Annotated in this window: 20 protein-coding genes; 12 read left to right on the top strand and 8 right to left on the bottom strand. The window is 68.5% G+C overall.

What is annotated here, in order from left to right:
• Nucleotides 1–45 precede the first annotated feature (45 nt).
• A complete protein-coding gene (locus ACZ0AA_RS07745) occupies nt 46–1,065 on the top strand; it encodes a hypothetical protein (RefSeq protein ID WP_463512590.1) in 1,020 nt (339 codons plus the stop codon).
• Between the two features lie 50 nt (nt 1,066–1,115).
• Complete coding sequence (locus ACZ0AA_RS07740) at nt 1,116–1,448, top strand: DUF7882 family protein (RefSeq protein WP_400865339.1); 333 nt, start codon at nt 1,116–1,118, stop codon at nt 1,446–1,448.
• Between the two features lies 1 nt (nt 1,449).
• Here the strand turns inward: ACZ0AA_RS07740 and ACZ0AA_RS07735 are convergent, their stop codons facing one another.
• The gene (locus ACZ0AA_RS07735; RefSeq protein ID WP_463512589.1) at nt 1,450–2,061 is read right to left on the bottom strand and encodes a flavodoxin family protein; all 612 of its coding nucleotides are present in this window, start codon (nt 2,059–2,061) and stop codon (nt 1,450–1,452) included.
• Nucleotides 2,062–2,167: 106 nt separating this feature from the next.
• Here ACZ0AA_RS07735 and ACZ0AA_RS07730 point away from each other — a divergent pair, with 106 nt between their 5' ends.
• Nucleotides 2,168–2,371, top strand: coding sequence for a hypothetical protein (locus ACZ0AA_RS07730; protein ID WP_042537303.1), 204 nt, complete (start codon nt 2,168–2,170; stop codon nt 2,369–2,371).
• On the opposite strand, the gene ACZ0AA_RS07725 is transcribed toward ACZ0AA_RS07730, so the two are convergent.
• From ACZ0AA_RS07725 to ACZ0AA_RS07715, 3 genes are read right to left on the bottom strand one after another with little or no spacing between them, the layout of a single operon-like run.
• A complete protein-coding gene (locus tag ACZ0AA_RS07725; protein WP_463512588.1) occupies nt 2,372–2,974 on the bottom strand; it encodes a GNAT family N-acetyltransferase in 603 nt (200 codons plus the stop codon). It abuts the gene before it with no gap.
• Between the two features lie 35 nt (nt 2,975–3,009).
• Nucleotides 3,010–3,450: an ImmA/IrrE family metallo-endopeptidase gene (locus tag ACZ0AA_RS07720; protein WP_463512587.1), complete on the bottom strand. Its 441-nt coding sequence runs from the start codon at nt 3,448–3,450 to the stop codon at nt 3,010–3,012.
• Between the two features lie 22 nt (nt 3,451–3,472).
• Nucleotides 3,473–3,850, bottom strand: coding sequence for a helix-turn-helix domain-containing protein (locus ACZ0AA_RS07715; RefSeq protein WP_400865331.1), 378 nt, complete (start codon nt 3,848–3,850; stop codon nt 3,473–3,475).
• Nucleotides 3,851–3,944: 94 nt separating this feature from the next.
• On the opposite strand from ACZ0AA_RS07715, the gene ACZ0AA_RS07710 reads away from it, so the two are divergent.
• Genes ACZ0AA_RS07710 through ACZ0AA_RS07700 form a run of 3 tightly spaced genes read left to right on the top strand, consistent with a single transcriptional unit; the run spans nt 3,945 to nt 5,536 of the window.
• Entirely contained in the window at nt 3,945–4,163 is a 219-nt protein-coding gene (locus ACZ0AA_RS07710) for a hypothetical protein (protein WP_463512586.1), read from the top strand.
• A gap of 9 nt (nt 4,164–4,172) precedes the next feature.
• Nucleotides 4,173–5,102 carry an aldo/keto reductase gene (locus ACZ0AA_RS07705; RefSeq protein WP_400865327.1) on the top strand — a complete coding sequence of 310 codons (930 nt, stop codon included), beginning with the start codon at nt 4,173–4,175 and terminating at the stop codon, nt 5,100–5,102.
• 38 nt (nt 5,103–5,140) lie between these two features.
• Nucleotides 5,141–5,536 (top strand): PLD nuclease N-terminal domain-containing protein, encoded by a 396-nt coding sequence (locus ACZ0AA_RS07700; RefSeq protein WP_463512585.1) that lies wholly within the window; start codon nt 5,141–5,143, stop codon nt 5,534–5,536.
• On the opposite strand, the gene ACZ0AA_RS07695 is transcribed toward ACZ0AA_RS07700, so the two are convergent.
• The 3 genes from ACZ0AA_RS07695 to ACZ0AA_RS07685 are packed head-to-tail and all read right to left on the bottom strand — an operon-like array spanning nt 5,533 to nt 7,766.
• Complete coding sequence (locus ACZ0AA_RS07695; RefSeq protein ID WP_463512584.1) at nt 5,533–6,519, bottom strand: epimerase; 987 nt, start codon at nt 6,517–6,519, stop codon at nt 5,533–5,535. The two genes, ACZ0AA_RS07700 and ACZ0AA_RS07695, sit on opposite strands and share 4 nt — an antisense overlap.
• Nucleotides 6,516–7,145 (bottom strand): DUF4166 domain-containing protein, encoded by a 630-nt coding sequence (locus ACZ0AA_RS07690; RefSeq protein ID WP_463512583.1) that lies wholly within the window; start codon nt 7,143–7,145, stop codon nt 6,516–6,518. Before ACZ0AA_RS07690 ends, ACZ0AA_RS07695 begins: the two co-directional genes overlap by 4 nt.
• Before the next feature lie 9 nt (nt 7,146–7,154).
• Nucleotides 7,155–7,766 carry a TetR/AcrR family transcriptional regulator gene (locus tag ACZ0AA_RS07685; protein WP_463512582.1) on the bottom strand — a complete coding sequence of 204 codons (612 nt, stop codon included), beginning with the start codon at nt 7,764–7,766 and terminating at the stop codon, nt 7,155–7,157.
• Nucleotides 7,767–7,875: 109 nt separating this feature from the next.
• Here ACZ0AA_RS07685 and ACZ0AA_RS07680 point away from each other — a divergent pair, with 109 nt between their 5' ends.
• Nucleotides 7,876–8,682, top strand: coding sequence for a sugar phosphate isomerase/epimerase family protein (locus ACZ0AA_RS07680; protein ID WP_463512581.1), 807 nt, complete (start codon nt 7,876–7,878; stop codon nt 8,680–8,682).
• The gene (locus ACZ0AA_RS07675; protein WP_463512580.1) at nt 8,682–9,821 is read left to right on the top strand and encodes a Gfo/Idh/MocA family protein; all 1,140 of its coding nucleotides are present in this window, start codon (nt 8,682–8,684) and stop codon (nt 9,819–9,821) included. Before ACZ0AA_RS07680 ends, ACZ0AA_RS07675 begins: the two co-directional genes overlap by 1 nt.
• Before the next feature lie 29 nt (nt 9,822–9,850).
• On the opposite strand, the gene ACZ0AA_RS07670 is transcribed toward ACZ0AA_RS07675, so the two are convergent.
• A complete protein-coding gene (locus ACZ0AA_RS07670) occupies nt 9,851–11,047 on the bottom strand; it encodes an ROK family transcriptional regulator (RefSeq protein ID WP_400865312.1) in 1,197 nt (398 codons plus the stop codon).
• A 113-nt stretch (nt 11,048–11,160) separates the two neighbouring features.
• Between ACZ0AA_RS07670 and ACZ0AA_RS07665 the strand changes: the two genes are divergently transcribed.
• Genes ACZ0AA_RS07665 through ACZ0AA_RS07650 form a run of 4 tightly spaced genes read left to right on the top strand, consistent with a single transcriptional unit; the run spans nt 11,161 to nt 15,891 of the window.
• Nucleotides 11,161–12,270, top strand: coding sequence for a Gfo/Idh/MocA family protein (locus ACZ0AA_RS07665; RefSeq protein WP_463512579.1), 1,110 nt, complete (start codon nt 11,161–11,163; stop codon nt 12,268–12,270).
• Nucleotides 12,267–13,775 (top strand): sugar ABC transporter ATP-binding protein, encoded by a 1,509-nt coding sequence (locus ACZ0AA_RS07660; protein ID WP_463512578.1) that lies wholly within the window; start codon nt 12,267–12,269, stop codon nt 13,773–13,775. The genes ACZ0AA_RS07665 and ACZ0AA_RS07660 overlap by 4 nt, the downstream gene beginning before the upstream one ends.
• Nucleotides 13,772–14,854: an ABC transporter permease gene (locus ACZ0AA_RS07655; RefSeq protein WP_463512577.1), complete on the top strand. Its 1,083-nt coding sequence runs from the start codon at nt 13,772–13,774 to the stop codon at nt 14,852–14,854. Before ACZ0AA_RS07660 ends, ACZ0AA_RS07655 begins: the two co-directional genes overlap by 4 nt.
• Nucleotides 14,851–15,891, top strand: a complete 1,041-nt coding sequence (locus tag ACZ0AA_RS07650; protein ID WP_463512576.1) for an ABC transporter permease — start codon at nt 14,851–14,853, stop codon at nt 15,889–15,891. The genes ACZ0AA_RS07655 and ACZ0AA_RS07650 overlap by 4 nt, the downstream gene beginning before the upstream one ends.

Genomic DNA, 15,891 nt, shown 5'->3' with positions numbered 1-15,891 from the left:
CGTTGCTCCCGTGATGACGTCGGGTCTCGTCCTAGGATTGCTGCGATGACCGACACAGCGCCCGAGACGACCTCGGAGAGGCGGCTCAGGCAGGAGATCGGTCGCAGGTTCGTGCGCGCTCCTTTCGCCTGGGGACTGCTGCTCCTGATCGCCGCGATGGTGTGGACGATCGTGGGTGACGACCTCGGCTTCTTCCCGTTCCTGCTGGTGCTGCTCGGCGGCTGGAGTGTGTCGTTCTCCTTCGTCAACGCGACGATGGAGATGCGGCCGGCGCGCACCGGTGTCGCGGTGCATCTCGCTGTCGCCGTGTGCCTGACTGCCGTGATGATCGTCGTCATCGAGTCGGATGACGCCCTGCTGGTGGGCCTCCCCGAACCGGTGCGCGCGGTCGTCATCGTGCTGCAGATCGCCGCGGGCCCCGCGGCCGGATGGATCTGGCTGGGTCTCCTGTCTCGCGTCACGGCTCTCATCGGGCGTCGTGATGCGAAGAGACGACCACCTCCCGCCGCACCCGAGTGGGAGCGCGACGAGGGCGGCGACGGCTCGGGCGTGGAGTTCTCCGCCCTCGACCTGCGTATGCGCACACTGACGCTCGCCATCGTCGGAGTGGTCCTGGTCGTCGGCGTCGCAGGGACACTGCTGCTCATCTCCTTCGACGATGCCGTGATGCGCGTCGGCGCCCGTCTCACGATCATCCTGGCGGGTGTCGTCGTCGGGCTCCCGGTCTATCTGGTGCTCAGGGCTGTGCTGCGTCGTCGGACGCTGTCGTGCAGCGTCGTGTTCGGCAACGATGAGCTGCGCATCCGCGCCGGGTCCGCGACGCACCGCATCCCCTTTCGCCAGCTGCAGCACCTCGTCTGGCGAACCCGCTCGGATTACGCCCGCCTCGAGGTGCGGGGCGCGGGGATCGACCTCTCACTGATCACCGGGCTCGCCGAGGCGCCGCCCGGCCGCACCAGTGAGCTGCCTTCGCTGCCGCGTCGGGTCTTCCGTCGGCTCGAACTCGCGGGGTTGAGCGTCGAGCGCTCGCGCCGCGATGAGGTCGTGACGTTCCGCCGTGTCTGATCGCGCATGCGTGTACACGATGAGGCGCACGCCGGGGTACGGTTTCTTTCATGGGAAGACTGCGGTATGACGGCACATCGGAGCCGATCCTCATCGATGACGAGACGCTCGCTCATCTGAAGGTCATCGTCGGCACGAAGCTGCGCCGCCAGGAGAGCTTCATGATGACCTGGCTTCCGCCCGAGGGCGGCGATCCGGGCCGCGTCACGGTGTGGATCCACCCGGCGATCCCGCTGCAGTTCCTCTTCAGCTCGCCTGAACCGCAGGTCATCCAGAAGCAGCGCGTCGAGGAGATCATGCACGCCCTCAATGCGACAGGGGAGCTCGTGATCGACGACTACGTGCAGGCGAAGATCGCCGACGGGAGCAAGGCGGCGTCCTGAGCTACCCGGCCGGGTAGCCCTGTGTCTTGAGGGCGCCGGCCAGGTGAGCCGCGTTGCGCGCGGCGGTCGCCGTCGCCTGCGCGACCTTCTCCGGCGTCTCGTCGAGATCCTTGTAGTCGACGGTGTGCATCGCCTCCCCGTTCCAGTAGACCGAGGCCTGCGCAGGCACGGAGTACCCGACGTCGTTCAGGGACTGGAACAGGATCGCGGCGATGTGGTGCGCGCCGTCCTCGTTGCCGACGATGCCGGCGATGGCGACCTTGTCGAAGAGGATCGGTCGTCCCGCGTCGTCCGTCTCGCTCAGCTCCGCGTCGAGGCGCTCGAGAACCCGCTGCGCGACGCTCGAGTGCTGTCCCATCCAGGTGGGCGTGAGGAGCACGAGGATGTCGGCGTCGAGCACCTTCTTCCGCAGAGTGGGCCATTCGTCGTCGCCACCCATATCGGCCTCGACTCCGGGGCTGATGACGTGATCGACCGCGCGCGCGAGCTCGCCGGTGACCCCGTGCTCGGCGAGCGCCGCGAGGATCTGCGACCCCAGGAGGTCGGTGCTCGACTCCGCGGGGGAGGGCTTGAGCGTGCAGGAGATGGCGAGGGCAGTCAGTTGTGTGCTCATGCCCTGCACGAAACCACCGTCGGCCACGGAGGCCCAGGGGGTTCCGTCGCCGGCGCGTCTGCGCTACGCGGTATCCTGGGTGACGGCCGCTACGACAGGAGATCCCGTGATCCTCAGCTTCATCTTCTTCATGATCCTCTTCCTCGGAGGCATCTGGCTCATGGGGCTCGCGCAGTCGCTCGAGGACTTCCAGGCGATCGTCTTCGTCGGCGGACTTCTCATCACCAGCCTGTCGCTCGCGTTCATGATGCGTGCGGGCGGTTCGGCCACTCGTCGCAAGGACAACTGGTCGGGCAACGCCACCGAGTAGTCAGCCCCGTCTGGCGAGCCTCGCCTCGAGGTTGGCCTGCACCGCGGGCCATTCCGGTTCGATGATCGAGAACTCCACGCTGTCGCGCAGCGCACCGTTGCGGTAGCGGCTCATCGCCCGCATGACGCCGTCCTGCTTCGCTCCCAGGCGTTCGATCGCGGCGCGGGACTGGAAGTTCACCCACTGAGTGGTCAGGCCCACGCGGAAGACGCCGAGCTGTTCGAACGCGTGCCTGAGCAGGAGCAGTTTCGACTCGGCGTTGGTGCCGGTACCGTGCGCCGACGGGCGGTTCCAGGTGTAGCCGATGTGCAGTCGGGGCACGTCGGCCTCGAGGTCGTAGTACGAGGTGAGACCGAGCACGCGCCCCGAGGCGTCGAACGCCGTGAAGGGGATCATCCCGCCGCTCTCGATCAGACCGAGGCGACGATCGATCTCGGCGGCGAGGCCGTCGGGGGACGGCACCGAGGTGTACCACGCCTGCTTCCACAGCTCGCCTTCGCTCAGAGCATCGAGGAGGCCGTCGTGATGCGAGGCATCCAGGGGACGAAGCTCGACGAGGCGTCCGGTGAGTGTGATCGGGGCCGGGGTGGTGCGGAAGGTCATGCAGACATTCAACCAGCGCAGTGCCCGTCGTCGGATCATGCGATCAGGGTGCGATGCTCCCATTGGCCTCGGCCCATCTTCGCGCCGACGTACGTGGCGTCGCCGACGCGGCGGAGCAGCCGCTGGTAGGCGATCACGATCTCGATGGTCACTCCCAGCTCGAACGCGAGGCTCGCCGGGTGGGTGCCTCGCGCCTTCTCGGCCTCGGCGTAGGCATCGGCACTGATCAGCAGGCGCGCAGCCCATTCGTCGGCGCGACGCTCCTGACGCGCGCGGACCGACGGATCTTCGGCGGGGGTGTGGCCGAGCACGGCGTGCGCCAGCTCGTGCGCGATCACGCTGCAGGTGGCTCTCCGACTGAGGCCGGGGGTGACGCGGATGGTCGCGGTCTGCGGTTCGTAGCCGCCGTGGCAGCGGCCGCGGCGTTCGATCAGGTGCAGCCCGTTCTCTTCGAGCAGGCGGAGGAGGGTGTCCATGGTCCTCCTCGTCGCAGGGTCGTCAGTCGTAGAGATCGTCGGTGTCGTCGGCGTGGGCGAGCGGCGACTCGAACGCGACTTCGGATCGATCTTCGCGTCGACCACGGACATCGGTGCGCGGGTGCAGCGGGGTGATCGTGGCGCCGCCACGCTCGGCCTCGGAGCGAAGCCGCTCCTCTGCGCGGGTGATCACGGTGTGGGGCTCGATGTCGAGGGAGGCGCTGATCGCGTACACGATGGGCACCGGGATGGAGCGCTTGCCTGTGACGTAGTTGTCGAGTGCGCTCCTGGCGATGCCGATCTCCCGTGCCATCGCGGCGATACTGCTGCCGGCGGCGCCGATCTCGGCGCGGAGCTGGCGGCCGACCGCCGCGTTGAACTGCTCGCCCGGTGTCTTCACGTGAGTCACGATAGCACCGGCCCGAAGCCAGGATGCCGTCATACTGGTGCGAGCGAAGCTTGTTCCGCCACGGGTGCGGCGATACTGTCTATGAATGACGACAGATGTACGACGTGTGGTGGCGACTGCGGTCGAAGAAGAACTGCTGCGCGCCGATCGCAACACGCAGTGGCTATCCCAGCAGACGGGGATCACGGGCCGCGCGCTGCGGAAGAAGATGTCGGGACAGGCCGACTTCACCGTCGCAGACCTGGCTCACATCGCGCAGGCGCTCGACATCCCCGTCGCCCGGCTCACCCCCAGCCCGCACTAGCGTGGGGGTATGAAGACCATCCCATTCGGATCCGCCACAGCCCCCGCCGTCGTCGCCGGAATGATGCGCATCGACGACAAGGATGACGCTCAGATCCGCGAGCTCTACGACACGGCTCGCGGCGCGGGCATCGACTTCTTCGATCACGCCGACATCTACGGCGGCAGTATGCACTTCTGCGAGGGGCGCTTCGCTGAGGCGCTGGGGCTGAACGCCGCCGAGCGCGACGAGATCGTGCTGCAGACCAAATGCGGCATCAACCCCGCCGAAGGCACGTTCGACTTCTCGTACGAGCACATCGTCCGCCAGGTCGAGGGGTCCCTCGCGGCGCTGCGCACCGACCATATCGACGTGCTGCTGCTGCACCGTCCGGATGCGCTGGTCGAACCCGAAGAGGTTGCCAGGGCGTTCGACGAGCTCGAGGCTGCAGGCAAGGTCCGTGCGTTCGGCGTCTCGAACCACACCCCCCGGCAGATCGACCTGCTGCGCACCGCTGTGACTCAGCCCCTGATCGCGAACCAGCTGCAGCTCTCGATCACGCACGCGCCGATCCTCGCGCAGCCCGTCGCCGCGAACATGGCCGGCGAAGACCAGAGCATCGTCCGCGACGGCGGGGGCATCGTCGAGTACTGCCGCATCAACGGCATCACGATCCAGGCGTGGTCGCCGTTCCAGGGTGGCTTTTTCACCGGTGTCTTCCTCGGCAACCCCGAGTACGCGGAGCTCAACGGCGTGATCGATCGGCTGGCGGCGTCCTACGGAGTCGCGCCGATCGCGATCGCGACCGCGTGGATCACGCGTCACCCCGCGAAGATGCAGGTCGTGCTCGGAACCACGACTCCGCAGCGGGTGCAGGATGCCGCCGCAGGTGCCGACATCGAACTCACCAGGGCCGAGTGGTACGAGCTCTTCCGCGCGGCCGGGCACCTGCTGCCGTAGCCGCGGCGGGGGAGCACGTCGTCGTCTACCCTGAACACATGCCGTTCCTGTTCTCGCTCCTCGTCATCGCGCTGATGGTCGGCGCGATGGTCGACATCATCAGGAGAGACGACGCCCAGGTGAGGTTCCTGCCGAAGATGGCATGGGTCGTCATCGTGATCCTGCTGCCGCTGATCGGCAGTCTGCTGTGGTTCGCGATCGGCAGGGAGTACTCCGAGTCGGGTCTTCGGATCCCTCGCATGCGTCCGGCCGCGCGGCCGACGGCGCACCGGCCCGAGCCGCGTCCGGCACCGACCGTCGACACCCGCAGCACCGAGCAGCAGATCGCCGACCTCGATCGAGAGATCGAGGAATGGCGGCTGCGTCAGGAGATCGAGAAGCGCAGACGCGAGAGCGGCGACTCGTCGAGCGGCACTGCGGACGCGCCTCGTTAGTCGACGCGCTCGAGGTCGAACGACTCCTGCAATGCGTCTTCGAGGTTCGGATACGCGAACTCGAAGCCGGCGACCGTGAGCTTCTCAGGGATCACCCAACGGCTCTTGAGGATCAGCTCGGTCTCTGTGCGGATGCCGATGGCGCCGAGCTCGAGCATCCATCGAGGCATCGGCGGGCCGATGCGCACGCCGAGCACCCGCCGCACGGTCGCCATGAAATCGGCGTTGTCCGTCGGATTCGGGGAGGCGGCGTTCACGGGCCCGTCGAGCGACGGCGTCGCCTCGAGGAAGTCGATGATGCGGGCGACGTCCTCGACGTGCACCCAGCTGAACCGCTGCCGACCGCGGCGTGCCCCGGGTCGGTGACCGGTGCCGGCGGCCCGGCGCGCACGACTGATCGGCCATCGGCCGTCGTGCTGCGCCCCGCCGAGGCCGAGGCGGGCCAGGTTCTTGAGCGGGCCGAGCACGCCGCCGTGCCCCAGCACGATCGCGCTGCGCAGTGCCACCCGTCGTGTGTGGGGAAGATCGTCTGCGAACAGGGCGCGCTCCCACGCCTTCGCGACCTCGACGGAGAATCCCGTGCCGATCTCGCCCGACGACTCGGTCATCGGCCGCTCTTCGGCGTGGCGGTAGATCGTCGCCGTCGAGGAGTTGATCCACAGCGGGGGAGGACTGGCGGCCCTCGCGATGGCGGAGCTCAGCGACGACGTGGTGTCGAGGCGCGAACGGAAGATCGCCGCGCGGTTCTCGGGGGTGTAACGGCAGTTCACGCTCTTGCCCGCCAGGCCGATCACGAGGGAGGCGCCGTCGACGGCCCGATCGATCGCCGCCTGGTCGCCCCAGGCGATGTCGGCGCCTGACCGCGAGATCGTGATGACCTCCCGCCCGGCGGACCGCAGGCGTGGGATCAGGTACTGCCCCATGAACCCGGTCGAGCCGCCGATCACGACGGGTCCTGCGGAGAGGGGCGTCAGTTCGGTCATGGGGTCTCGCTCTCGATCGCGTACTCGAAGAAGCCGGTGTACTCATAGACACGACCGAGCAGGGGAGCGTCGATGGTCATGTTCACGTGGTGCCGCTCGCGCTGATCGTCCCATCGCTCGATGAGGGCGATGCGCGGACGAAGGAAACGCGGTGCCGCGATGCGCAGCCGTCCGAACCGCATGCCGACGCGGCGGATGGTCAGGACGACGGCACCGTCGCGCACGTCGATGTCGAACGTCGTGACGACGGTGCGGCGCGGGCCGATCTCGTTGCGCAGAATGCGATTCGCGCCGAGCGAGACGACGTCGGGCATGACCCACGTGCGCCCCGGAAGATCGAAATGCCTCACGGCCAGGGCCTCGCCGGCGACCGTGCGGTTCTCGATGCGGAACGGCACGTCGTGCTCCCACCCGGCGAACGCGACTCCGAGCGACTCCGCGATGCGGAACACGGGCCACAGCCATCGATGACGGGACCCAGCGGTTGTGAACACCCCGGTGCCCACCCCGACATGGCCTTCGGGGATGGTGCGGAAGTACCAGGCCGTCTTCGGGTGGAGTTCCGAGATGCGCTCGCCGAGTGCGCGCTCGTAGGGCGACCGACGGTCCGTGCCTGGTGCTGTCACATCTTCACCCTAGCGAGAGGCGGGGCGCAGCAGCCGGTCGAGCAGGGCCAGCGCCTCGTGCTGCGGCGCGGCGTCGTCGAGCAGCCACTGCGTCTGCAGGCCGTCGGAGGCGGCGACGACGAGTGCGGCCACTGCGTCGGCATCCACATCGTCGCGCATGCGTCCGTTGCCCTGCTGTCGCCGCACCACGTCGGCCATCTCGGCGCGCAGTCGGGAGAAGCGCGTCGTCGCGAACTCGCGTGCCGCCGGGTGCCCCTCCTCCAGGGCGGCCGACACCAGGGTGGAGTACAGCTGCACGAGCCCGGGGACCTCGCGGTTCGCGCGCGCAGATTCGATCATGTGCTCGACCGGGGTCGCGTCGACCGGCAGGGTGTCAGGATGCTGGCGTTCCGGTGCGTTGCTCTCCTGGTAGACCGCGACGAGCAGCTCTTCGAGAGACCCGAAGTAGTGGCTGAGGGCCGCGTGGGTGACTCCGACGGCGCTCGCGATGGAACGCAGGCTCGTGCGGTCGGCGCCTCGCGCGGCGAAGACCTCGATGGCGCGATCGAGGATCTCCTGACGCCGGGCGATGCCCTTGGCATACGCGCCCCGCTGGCGCGGCCGATCCTGATCTTCGCTCATGGGCCGAGTCTACAGAATGAAAACTTCCGGGCGGAGGTATTTGGTGATAGCGTGCTCGGACAGACGGGTGCATCCAGCCCGCACGTCACCGACGACCGAAGGAGAACCCGTGGCGATTCAGACTTCCATCCAGCTGTTCACGATCAAGGATCAGCTCGAGACCGACCTCGAAGGCTCGCTGAAGGAGGTCGCCGCCAGAGGATTCACGGCAGTGGAACCGTACGACTTCGTGCGCCGGGCCCAGCCCCTCGCAGACGCACTGGCCGGCGCGGGCCTCACCGCTCCCTCCGGGCACGCGTTCCTCGCCTCGCAGTCGTTCGTGAACCCCGACGGCAGCGGCACGACACTTCCGGTGCCGTCGCCCGCCGAGGTCTTCGCCGCGGCCAAGGTGCTCGGCATGGGAACGGTCATCGACCCGTACACCGAGCCCGCGCGCTGGGAGACGGTCGAGCAGATCGAAGAGACCGCGCGTCTTCTCAACGAGGCGGCCGCCGTGGGCGCCACCGTCGATGTGCGCGTCGGATACCACAACCATGCACACGAACTCGAAGCCGTCTTCGACGGAGTCACCGGACTCGAGGTGCTCGCGGGCCTGCTCGACGACCGCGTCGTGCTCGAGGTCGACCTGTACTGGGTCGCCCGTGGCGGTGTCGACCCCGTCGCGCTCCTGCAGCGTCTGGGTGAACGGGTCATCGCGGTGCACGCCAAGGACGGCACGCTCGACCCCGCGCTGCTGAGCGCCTACCCGCCGGCCGATCAGGTCGCGGCCGGAGAGGGCGCGGTCCCGCTGGTCGAGGCGATCGCCGCGGCTCCTGCGCTCGAGCTCGCGATCGTGGAGTTCGACCACTTCGAGGGAGACCTCTGGGACGCGATCGAGCGCAGCCGCGTCTACCTCGACGAGAAGGTGGCCGGCTGATGGCGATCGGCAACGGACCAGTAGGCGTCGGCATCATCGGCGCGGGCAACATCAGCGACCAGTACCTGTCGAACCTGACGACCTTCCCCGATGTGCGGTTGATCGCGATCGGCGACCTCCTCGAGGAGCGCGCGAAGGCGCAGGCCGAGAAGTACGGGGTGCCCCGCGCGGGAGGCGTCGATCTGGTGCTGAACGACCCCGAGATCGACATCGTCGTGAACCTCACGATCCCTGCCGTGCATGTCGAGGTGTCCGAGGCGATCATCGCTGCAGGCAAGCATGTGTGGACCGAGAAGCCGATCGGCGTCAGCCGCGACGAGTCGCTGCGCCTGTTGAAGAAGGCGGATGCGGCGGGGCTGCGTATCGGCGTGGCCCCCGACACGGTGCTCGGGCCGGGCGTGCAGACGGCGAAGCGCGCGATCGCACGTGGCGACATCGGTCGGCCGCTGTTCGCCCAGACGACGTTCCAGTGGCAGGGGCCGGAGATCTTCCACCCCAACCCGGCCTTCCTGTACGCCAAGGGCGGCGGCCCGCTGCTGGACATGGGGCCGTACTACGTGTCGGCGCTCGTGCATGTGTTCGGTCCGGTGGCCGCCGTCGCAGCCCTCGGCCTTCAGGGCACACCGACCCGCACGGTGCAGGTCGGCGAGCTCGCGGGCCAGGAGTTCCCGGTCGAGATCCCGTCGACGTTGAGCGTGCTGATGGACTTCGAGCAGGGCGGACAGGCGCAGAGCCTGTACAGCACCGATTCGCCGCTGCTGCGCACCGGCGTCGTCGAGATCACCGGGACCGAGGGGACGATCGTGATCCCCGATCCCAACACCTTCGGGGGCGAGATCACGATCACCCGCCCACTGACACGGGCTTTCGTGCCGCCGGAGCCGATGCAGCAGGGTATCGACGACGTCGTGCAGGAGGGCGTGCTCTCGGGACGCGGTGTGGGTCTGCTCGACATGGCCCGCTCCATCGCCGCCGGCCGCCCGCATGTCGCGACCGGCGAGTTCGGCTACCACGTGCTCGACACGCTGCTGTCGATCGAAGAGGCGGCCGAATCGCGCGCCTTCGTGAAGGTCGACAGCACTCTGGGCGAGGTCGGCTCGATCGATGCCGACTTCGACCCGTTCGAGGCGACTCTCTGAGATCCGTCACCGTGGCGGCGAAGGCGCGGTCAGCGTGCCTTCGTCGCCACGTAGCGGTCGACGTTCGCGGGTGAGAGCACCTCGCGGGCGACCATGATCGCGGCTCCGAGCACAGCGGCCCTGTCGCCCGCCTGCGACTGCACGATCGCGAGATGCTGGGTCGCCAGGGGGATGGATCGGCGGTAGACGACCTCGCGTACCCCGGCGAGCAGATGCTCGCCGGCCCGGGCGATGCTTCCGCCGAGCACGATGATCGACGGATTGAGCAGGTTGACCACGGTCGCCAGCACCTCGCCCACATCGCGCCCCGCCTGCCGTGTGGCTTCGATGGCCGCAGCGTCGCCGGAGCGAACGAGGTCGATCACATCCGCCGGGCTGTGCGCCTCGTGCCCCGCGTCGCGCAGCGCCGTCGCCAGCGCCGACCCGCTCGCGAGCGCCTCGAGGTCGCGCTCGTCGCCGGGCTCTCTCGAAGACCCGGCCCCGCTCGGCACCTGGACGTGGCCCATGTCGCCGGCTGAGCCCTGCGCCCCTCGCTGCAGCTGCCCTCCGGCGATGATGCCCGCTCCGATGCCGGTCGACACCTTGACGAAGATCAGGTCGTCGACATGCGGCCACATCGTCGCGTGCTCCCCGAGAGCGAGGATGTTCACATCGTTGTCGACGAGCACCGGCACGTCGAAGGTGCGCTGCACATAGCCAGGGATGTCGAAGCGGTCCCAGCCCGGCATGATGGGCGGGTTCGTCGGGCGTCCGGTCGAGTGCTCGACAGGCCCTGGAACGCCGATCCCGATGCCGAGCAGTGGGATGTCGCCGGCTGCCGACGTCTCGAGCAGTGCTGCGCCGTCGGCGAGGATCACGTCGAGAAGGTCGTCCGGTCCGTCGGCGATGTCGATCGTGCGTGTGCGCGAATCGAGGATCACGCCGGCCAGATCTGCGACGGCGATCGTCGCATGGGTGGCGCCGAGGTCCACTGCGAGCACGACGCCGGCGCGGGAGTTGAAGGCCAGTCGCGCCGGTGGGCGGCCGCCGGTCGAGACGGCCTCGCCCGCGGGCCGGAGGAGATCGGCGGCGAGCAGGGCATCGACCCGCAGTGCCACGGTCGAACGGGCGAGGCCGGTGATGGCTGCGAGCTCGGCCTTGGTGCGAGCGGTGCCGTCGCGGAGGATCTGGAAGATCTCGCCTGCGCCGGGGTTCGCTGCCGCGGCGGTGCGGAGTGCGTCGACCATTGCGTCAGTAAACCACAGACTTGCAACACTGCTCGATCAACTTCCGATTCGTTACAAAGAACTTTTGACAAAGCTCTAGCAAAAGTCGGAGAGCGTGTGTCAGACTCACCGGCATGACAACGGATGTCACTGACACCGGTCTCGGAACGATCCGAGCCGGCATCCTCGGCGGAGGATTCATGGCCCGCGTGCATCGCACCGCGGCCAGAGACGCCGGCGGTGAGCTCCGTGCCGTCGCCACCCGCTCCGCCTCGGGTGGACGCCAGGCCGCAGACCGGCTCGGCGCCTCGAGAGCAGAGACCGATGCCGCCGCGCTGCTGGTCGCCGACGACATCGACGTCGTGCACATCTGCACCCCCAACGCCACCCACTTCGAGCTGGCGCTCCGAGCGCTCGAGGCCGGCAAGCACGTCATCTGCGAGAAGCCCCTGGCCACGAACGCCGCAGATGCCCGCAGGCTCGCCGACACCGCGGCCTCGCGGGGGCGGGTCGGCGCTGTTCCCTTCGTCTACCGCTACCACCCGATGGTGCGCGAGGCGCGCGCTCGCGTCGCGCGGGGGGACATCGGAGAGCTCCTCACGCTCGACTGCGCGTATCTGCAGGACTGGATGCTGCTTCCCACCGACGACGACTGGCGGGTGCGGTCGGCATCCGGCGGGTCGTCGCGGGCGTTCGCCGACATCGGCTCGCATCTGTGCGATCTCATCGAATTCGTGATCGGCCAGCGGATCCACTCGCTGAGCGCACGCACCCGCCGGGTCTTCGCCGAGCGTGCCGGCCAGGCGGTGGACACCGAGGACATCGTCGCGATCCTCGTCGAGACGGAGTCAGGCGCCCTCGGCACGCTGCTCGTCTCGCAGATGGCGGCCGGGCGCAAGAACGCACTGACGCTCGAGCTGCACGGAACCAGGCAGACCCTGCGTTTCGAGCAGGAGCGTCCGGAGGAGCTGTGGATCGGCATGCGGGAGGAGTCCCGGATGCTGCTGCGCGATCCCGCGACGGCCGCGGCCGACTCGGCACGCCTGCAGCGGGTTCCTTCGGGACACGCCATGGGATATCAGGACGCGTTCAACGGCTTCATCGCCGACGTGTATGCGGCGATCGGCGGCGAGGCTCCCGCGGGGCTGCCGACATTCGAGGACGGATTCCGCTCGGCACTGCTCACCGAGGCGGTCCTCGCCTCGGCGGCCGCCGACGGACGATGGACGGAGGTGGCGGCATGACCGCGACGATCACCCGGCCGGTGCTGGAGGTGTCGGGCATCCGCAAGTCGTTCTTCGGCGTCGAGGTGCTGAAGGGCATAGATTTCGATGTGCGTCCGGGCGAGGTGCACGGCCTCGTCGGCGAGAACGGCGCCGGCAAGTCGACGCTCATGAAGATCATCGCCGGAGTGCAGCCTGCCGACGAAGGCACGGTGCGGTACCGCGGCGACGAGGTGCGATACGCCCATCCTCGACAGGCGATGGACGACGGCATCGTGACGGTCTTCCAGGAGTTCACCCTGCTGCCGGAGCGCACGGTCGCGCAGAACGTCTACCTCGGACGCGAGCCCCGCCGCGGCGGATTCGTGGACCAGAAGGCGATGATCCGCCGCACGGGGGAGCTGCTCACCGATCTCGGTGTCTCGTTCATCGACCCCCAGACGAGGGTCGGCTCGCTGACGGTCGCAGAGCAGCAGATCGTCGAGATCGTCAAGGCGCTGTCGTTCGAGGCGCAGGTCATCTCGATGGACGAGCCGACCGCCGCGCTCAGCGACCGCGAGGTCGAGCTGCTCTACGCCATCATCCGTCGGCTCACCTCTCGCGGGGTCGCGGTCATCTACGTCTCGCACCGGCTCAAGGAGATCTTCGACCTCTGCGACCGCATCACGATCCTCAAGGACGGTGCGCTCGTGTCGACCGATGAGACCGGCGCGCTGACGACCGATGAGCTCGTGCGCCGCATGGTCGGACGCTCGATCCAGTCGTACTATCCGGATGCTGTCGAGGGCACGGTCGTCGGCGCTCCGCGTCTCGAGCTCGACGGCTGCGGCAACGCCTTCGTCGACGGGGTGTCGCTCACTCTGCGCGCCGGGGAGATCGTCGGTCTCGCCGGGCTCCAGGGATCCGGGCGCACCGAGCTGGTCGAGGGCGTGTTCGGCATCGACACGTTCGTGCGAGGCTCGATGCGGGTCGACGGCTCGCCGACGCGCATCTCGAGCGCCAGGGCGGCTGTCCGCGCAGGATTCGCCCTCATCTCGGAGGACCGCAAGGCCCAAGGGCTCGCGCTGGGCCAGTCGGTGCTCGACAACGCCCTGCTGGTGATCCGCAGCGTCTTCGCCGTTCGGACCTCCTCCTCCAGGCGGGAGGTGCCCGGAGTGCTCAGCTCGCTGGAGATCAGCTCGCGCGGACTCGATCAGGAGACGCGATTCCTCTCGGGCGGAAACCAGCAGAAGGTCGTGCTCGCCAAGTGGCTGCTCACCCAGCCGCAGATCGTGCTGTTCGATGAGCCGACCCGCGGCATCGACGTCGGTGCGAAGTACGCCGTGTATCAGCTCATGCGCGAGCTGGCGGCTCAGGGCAAAGCGGTGCTGATGGTGTCGAGCGAACTGCCGGAGGTGATCGGCATGAGCGATCGGATCCTCGTGATGCACGACGGCGAACTCGTCGCAGAGCTGCCCGCAGGTTCGGCCGAACATGAGATCCTCGGCGCGGCCACGGGCGCCACCATCGACGGAGGTGCACGATGAAGCGGCTCCGGATCGACTCCACGGTCATCGTGCTCGGCATCCTGATCCTGACGCTCATCGTCGGCGCCATTCTCGTCGGCACGGTGGGGCGCAACTTCTTCAGCCCGGGCAACATCCGCGACATCCTCACCGGCATGAGCGTCCTGGGACTCGTCGCGATCGGCCAGACCCTGGTGGTGCTCGGCGCCTCGCTCGACCTGTCGGTCACCTACGTGGTGAGTCTCTCGAGCCTCCTGGCCGCGACGATCATGAACGGGAACCCCGCGAACGTGCCGGCGGCCGTCGCCGTCACCCTGCTCGTCTGCGCCGGCATCGGTCTGGTCAACGGCCTCATCGTCACCGTGCTGAAGGTCAACGGCTTCATCGCCACCCTCGGCGTGGGACTCATCCTCCAGGGGATCCTGAACACCAACTTCGAGGGCTCGGCGGGCAACGTGCCCTGGGAGTTCCAGCTCATCGGCGCCACCGGCGTCGGACCCGTCCCCGTCTCGACCATCATCATGATCGCGCTCGCCGTCGTGGTCTGGGTGCTGCTGAACCGCACCCGTACCGGAGCACACCTGTACGCGGTCGGCGGCGACCCCGAGATCGCGCGCCTGTCGGGTGTGCGAACCAAGCCGCCGCTGATCGCCGCGCACGTGCTGTGCTCGGTGTTCGCGGGGCTCGCGGGTCTGCTGCTCGCCAGCCGTCTCGGTGTCGGCAGCCCCACCGTCGGGCAGCAGGGCGGCTACGCGCTGCTGTCGATCGCGGCGGTCGTGCTCGGCGGCACGCTGCTGCTGGGCGGCCGCGGGTCGATCTGGGGCGCGATCGGGGGTGTGGCGATCCTCGCGGTCGTCGACAACGTCATGAGCGTCATGCAGGTCAACCCGTTCCTGAAGGACGTCGTCCGCGGAGTCGTGATCGTCGCCGCGGTCGCCGTCTACAGCCGGCGCTCGATCGTCAGTCGCCGTCCGCGCTTCGGTGCAGGCGGCACGAGAACCGGGGGAGACGACGCGGCTAAGGCGGCCGAGTCCGAGATGGCTGCCGCTGCATCGGAACTCGCCGATACCAGCCCCACGCCGGAAGGAGGACGCGCATGAACGCGCTGCGCACACTCGTGAGCCCCCGGGGCGCGGTGTTCCTGCTGCTCGTGATCCTGCTCGTGGCCGTGATGATCCTGAACCCGAGCTTCGCGGAGCCCGGTCAGTTCATGAGGTTCATCCAGCGCGTCGCCCCCATCGCCATCGTCGCGATCGGGCAGTACTTCGTCATCATCGCGGGCGAGTTCGACCTGTCGCAGGGGTCGCTGATCACGGCGCAGGTGATCATCGCCGGCAACCTCGTCGGTCAGGACGACTCGCGCACGGTCCCCGTGCTGCTGCTCATGATCGTCTTCGGAGTGGTGGTCGGTCTCGTCAACGGCGTCATCACGACGCTGCTCAAGGTGCCCTCCTTCATCGTCACTCTCGGCATGATGCTGGCCCTCCTCGGTGGGGTCATGTGGTGGACCGGGGGAGCGGCGACCGGCAACCCGGCCGACAGCTTCCGCGAGATCGGGCGAGGCGGCATCCGCGACGTGCCGCTGCTCGAGTTCATCCCGTGGGCCGTGTTCATCCTGATCGGCTGGCTCGCGCTCGGCATCTGGATCACGAAGCGTCCGCTCGGCAAGCTGCTCATCGCCGTGGGCGACAACGCCACCGCGGTCGACTTCGCGGGCGCACGCAGCGCCTGGGTCACCACGCGCGCGTTCGTGATCTCGTCGCTCTCGGCGACGCTATCGGCCGTGCTCCTCGTGGGATACGCCGGGGTGCACCCCTCTGTCGGCCGTGGATACGAGTTCGTCGCGATCACCGCCGTCGTCCTCGGCGGGGTCGTCCTCGGCGGCGGTCGGGGGTGGATCGTCGCGGCGGCGGCCGGTGCCTTCGCCCTGGAGGCCCTCTTCATGCTGCTGAACATCGCGGGCGTACCGTCGACGCTGCGCGACGCCGTGCAGGGCGTCATCATCATCGCCGCCGTCGCGTACTCCGCCGTCGCCTTCCGTGCTCGGCGCAAGCGCGGCCCACAGACTTCTCCGGCCCTCGAGACCGCAGAACCCGTAACAACCAGCACCATCCACACAGAAACCAGAGGAGATTAG

The organism is Microbacterium sp. AC035 (genome assembly GCF_979258485.1).
This window is presented reverse-complemented; position numbering and strand designations above follow the sequence as displayed.

Coding starts and splice junctions, on each gene's coding strand:
- ACZ0AA_RS07745 (WP_463512590.1), top strand. CDS start 46: ATGACCGACACAGCGCCCGAGACGACCTCGGAGAGGCGGCTCAGGCAG.
- ACZ0AA_RS07740 (WP_400865339.1), top strand. CDS start 1,116: ATGGGAAGACTGCGGTATGACGGCACATCGGAGCCGATCCTCATCGAT.
- ACZ0AA_RS07735 (WP_463512589.1), bottom strand. CDS start 2,061: ATGAGCACACAACTGACTGCCCTCGCCATCTCCTGCACGCTCAAGCCC.
- ACZ0AA_RS07725 (WP_463512588.1), bottom strand. CDS start 2,974: ATGACCTTCCGCACCACCCCGGCCCCGATCACACTCACCGGACGCCTC.
- ACZ0AA_RS07720 (WP_463512587.1), bottom strand. CDS start 3,450: ATGGACACCCTCCTCCGCCTGCTCGAAGAGAACGGGCTGCACCTGATC.
- ACZ0AA_RS07710 (WP_463512586.1), top strand. CDS start 3,945: ATGACGACAGATGTACGACGTGTGGTGGCGACTGCGGTCGAAGAAGAA.
- ACZ0AA_RS07705 (WP_400865327.1), top strand. CDS start 4,173: ATGAAGACCATCCCATTCGGATCCGCCACAGCCCCCGCCGTCGTCGCC.
- ACZ0AA_RS07700 (WP_463512585.1), top strand. CDS start 5,141: ATGCCGTTCCTGTTCTCGCTCCTCGTCATCGCGCTGATGGTCGGCGCG.
- ACZ0AA_RS07695 (WP_463512584.1), bottom strand. CDS start 6,519: ATGACCGAACTGACGCCCCTCTCCGCAGGACCCGTCGTGATCGGCGGC.
- ACZ0AA_RS07685 (WP_463512582.1), bottom strand. CDS start 7,766: ATGAGCGAAGATCAGGATCGGCCGCGCCAGCGGGGCGCGTATGCCAAG.
- ACZ0AA_RS07675 (WP_463512580.1), top strand. CDS start 8,682: ATGGCGATCGGCAACGGACCAGTAGGCGTCGGCATCATCGGCGCGGGC.
- ACZ0AA_RS07670 (WP_400865312.1), bottom strand. CDS start 11,047: ATGGTCGACGCACTCCGCACCGCCGCGGCAGCGAACCCCGGCGCAGGC.
- ACZ0AA_RS07665 (WP_463512579.1), top strand. CDS start 11,161: ATGACAACGGATGTCACTGACACCGGTCTCGGAACGATCCGAGCCGGC.
- ACZ0AA_RS07660 (WP_463512578.1), top strand. CDS start 12,267: ATGACCGCGACGATCACCCGGCCGGTGCTGGAGGTGTCGGGCATCCGC.
- ACZ0AA_RS07655 (WP_463512577.1), top strand. CDS start 13,772: ATGAAGCGGCTCCGGATCGACTCCACGGTCATCGTGCTCGGCATCCTG.
- ACZ0AA_RS07650 (WP_463512576.1), top strand. CDS start 14,851: ATGAACGCGCTGCGCACACTCGTGAGCCCCCGGGGCGCGGTGTTCCTG.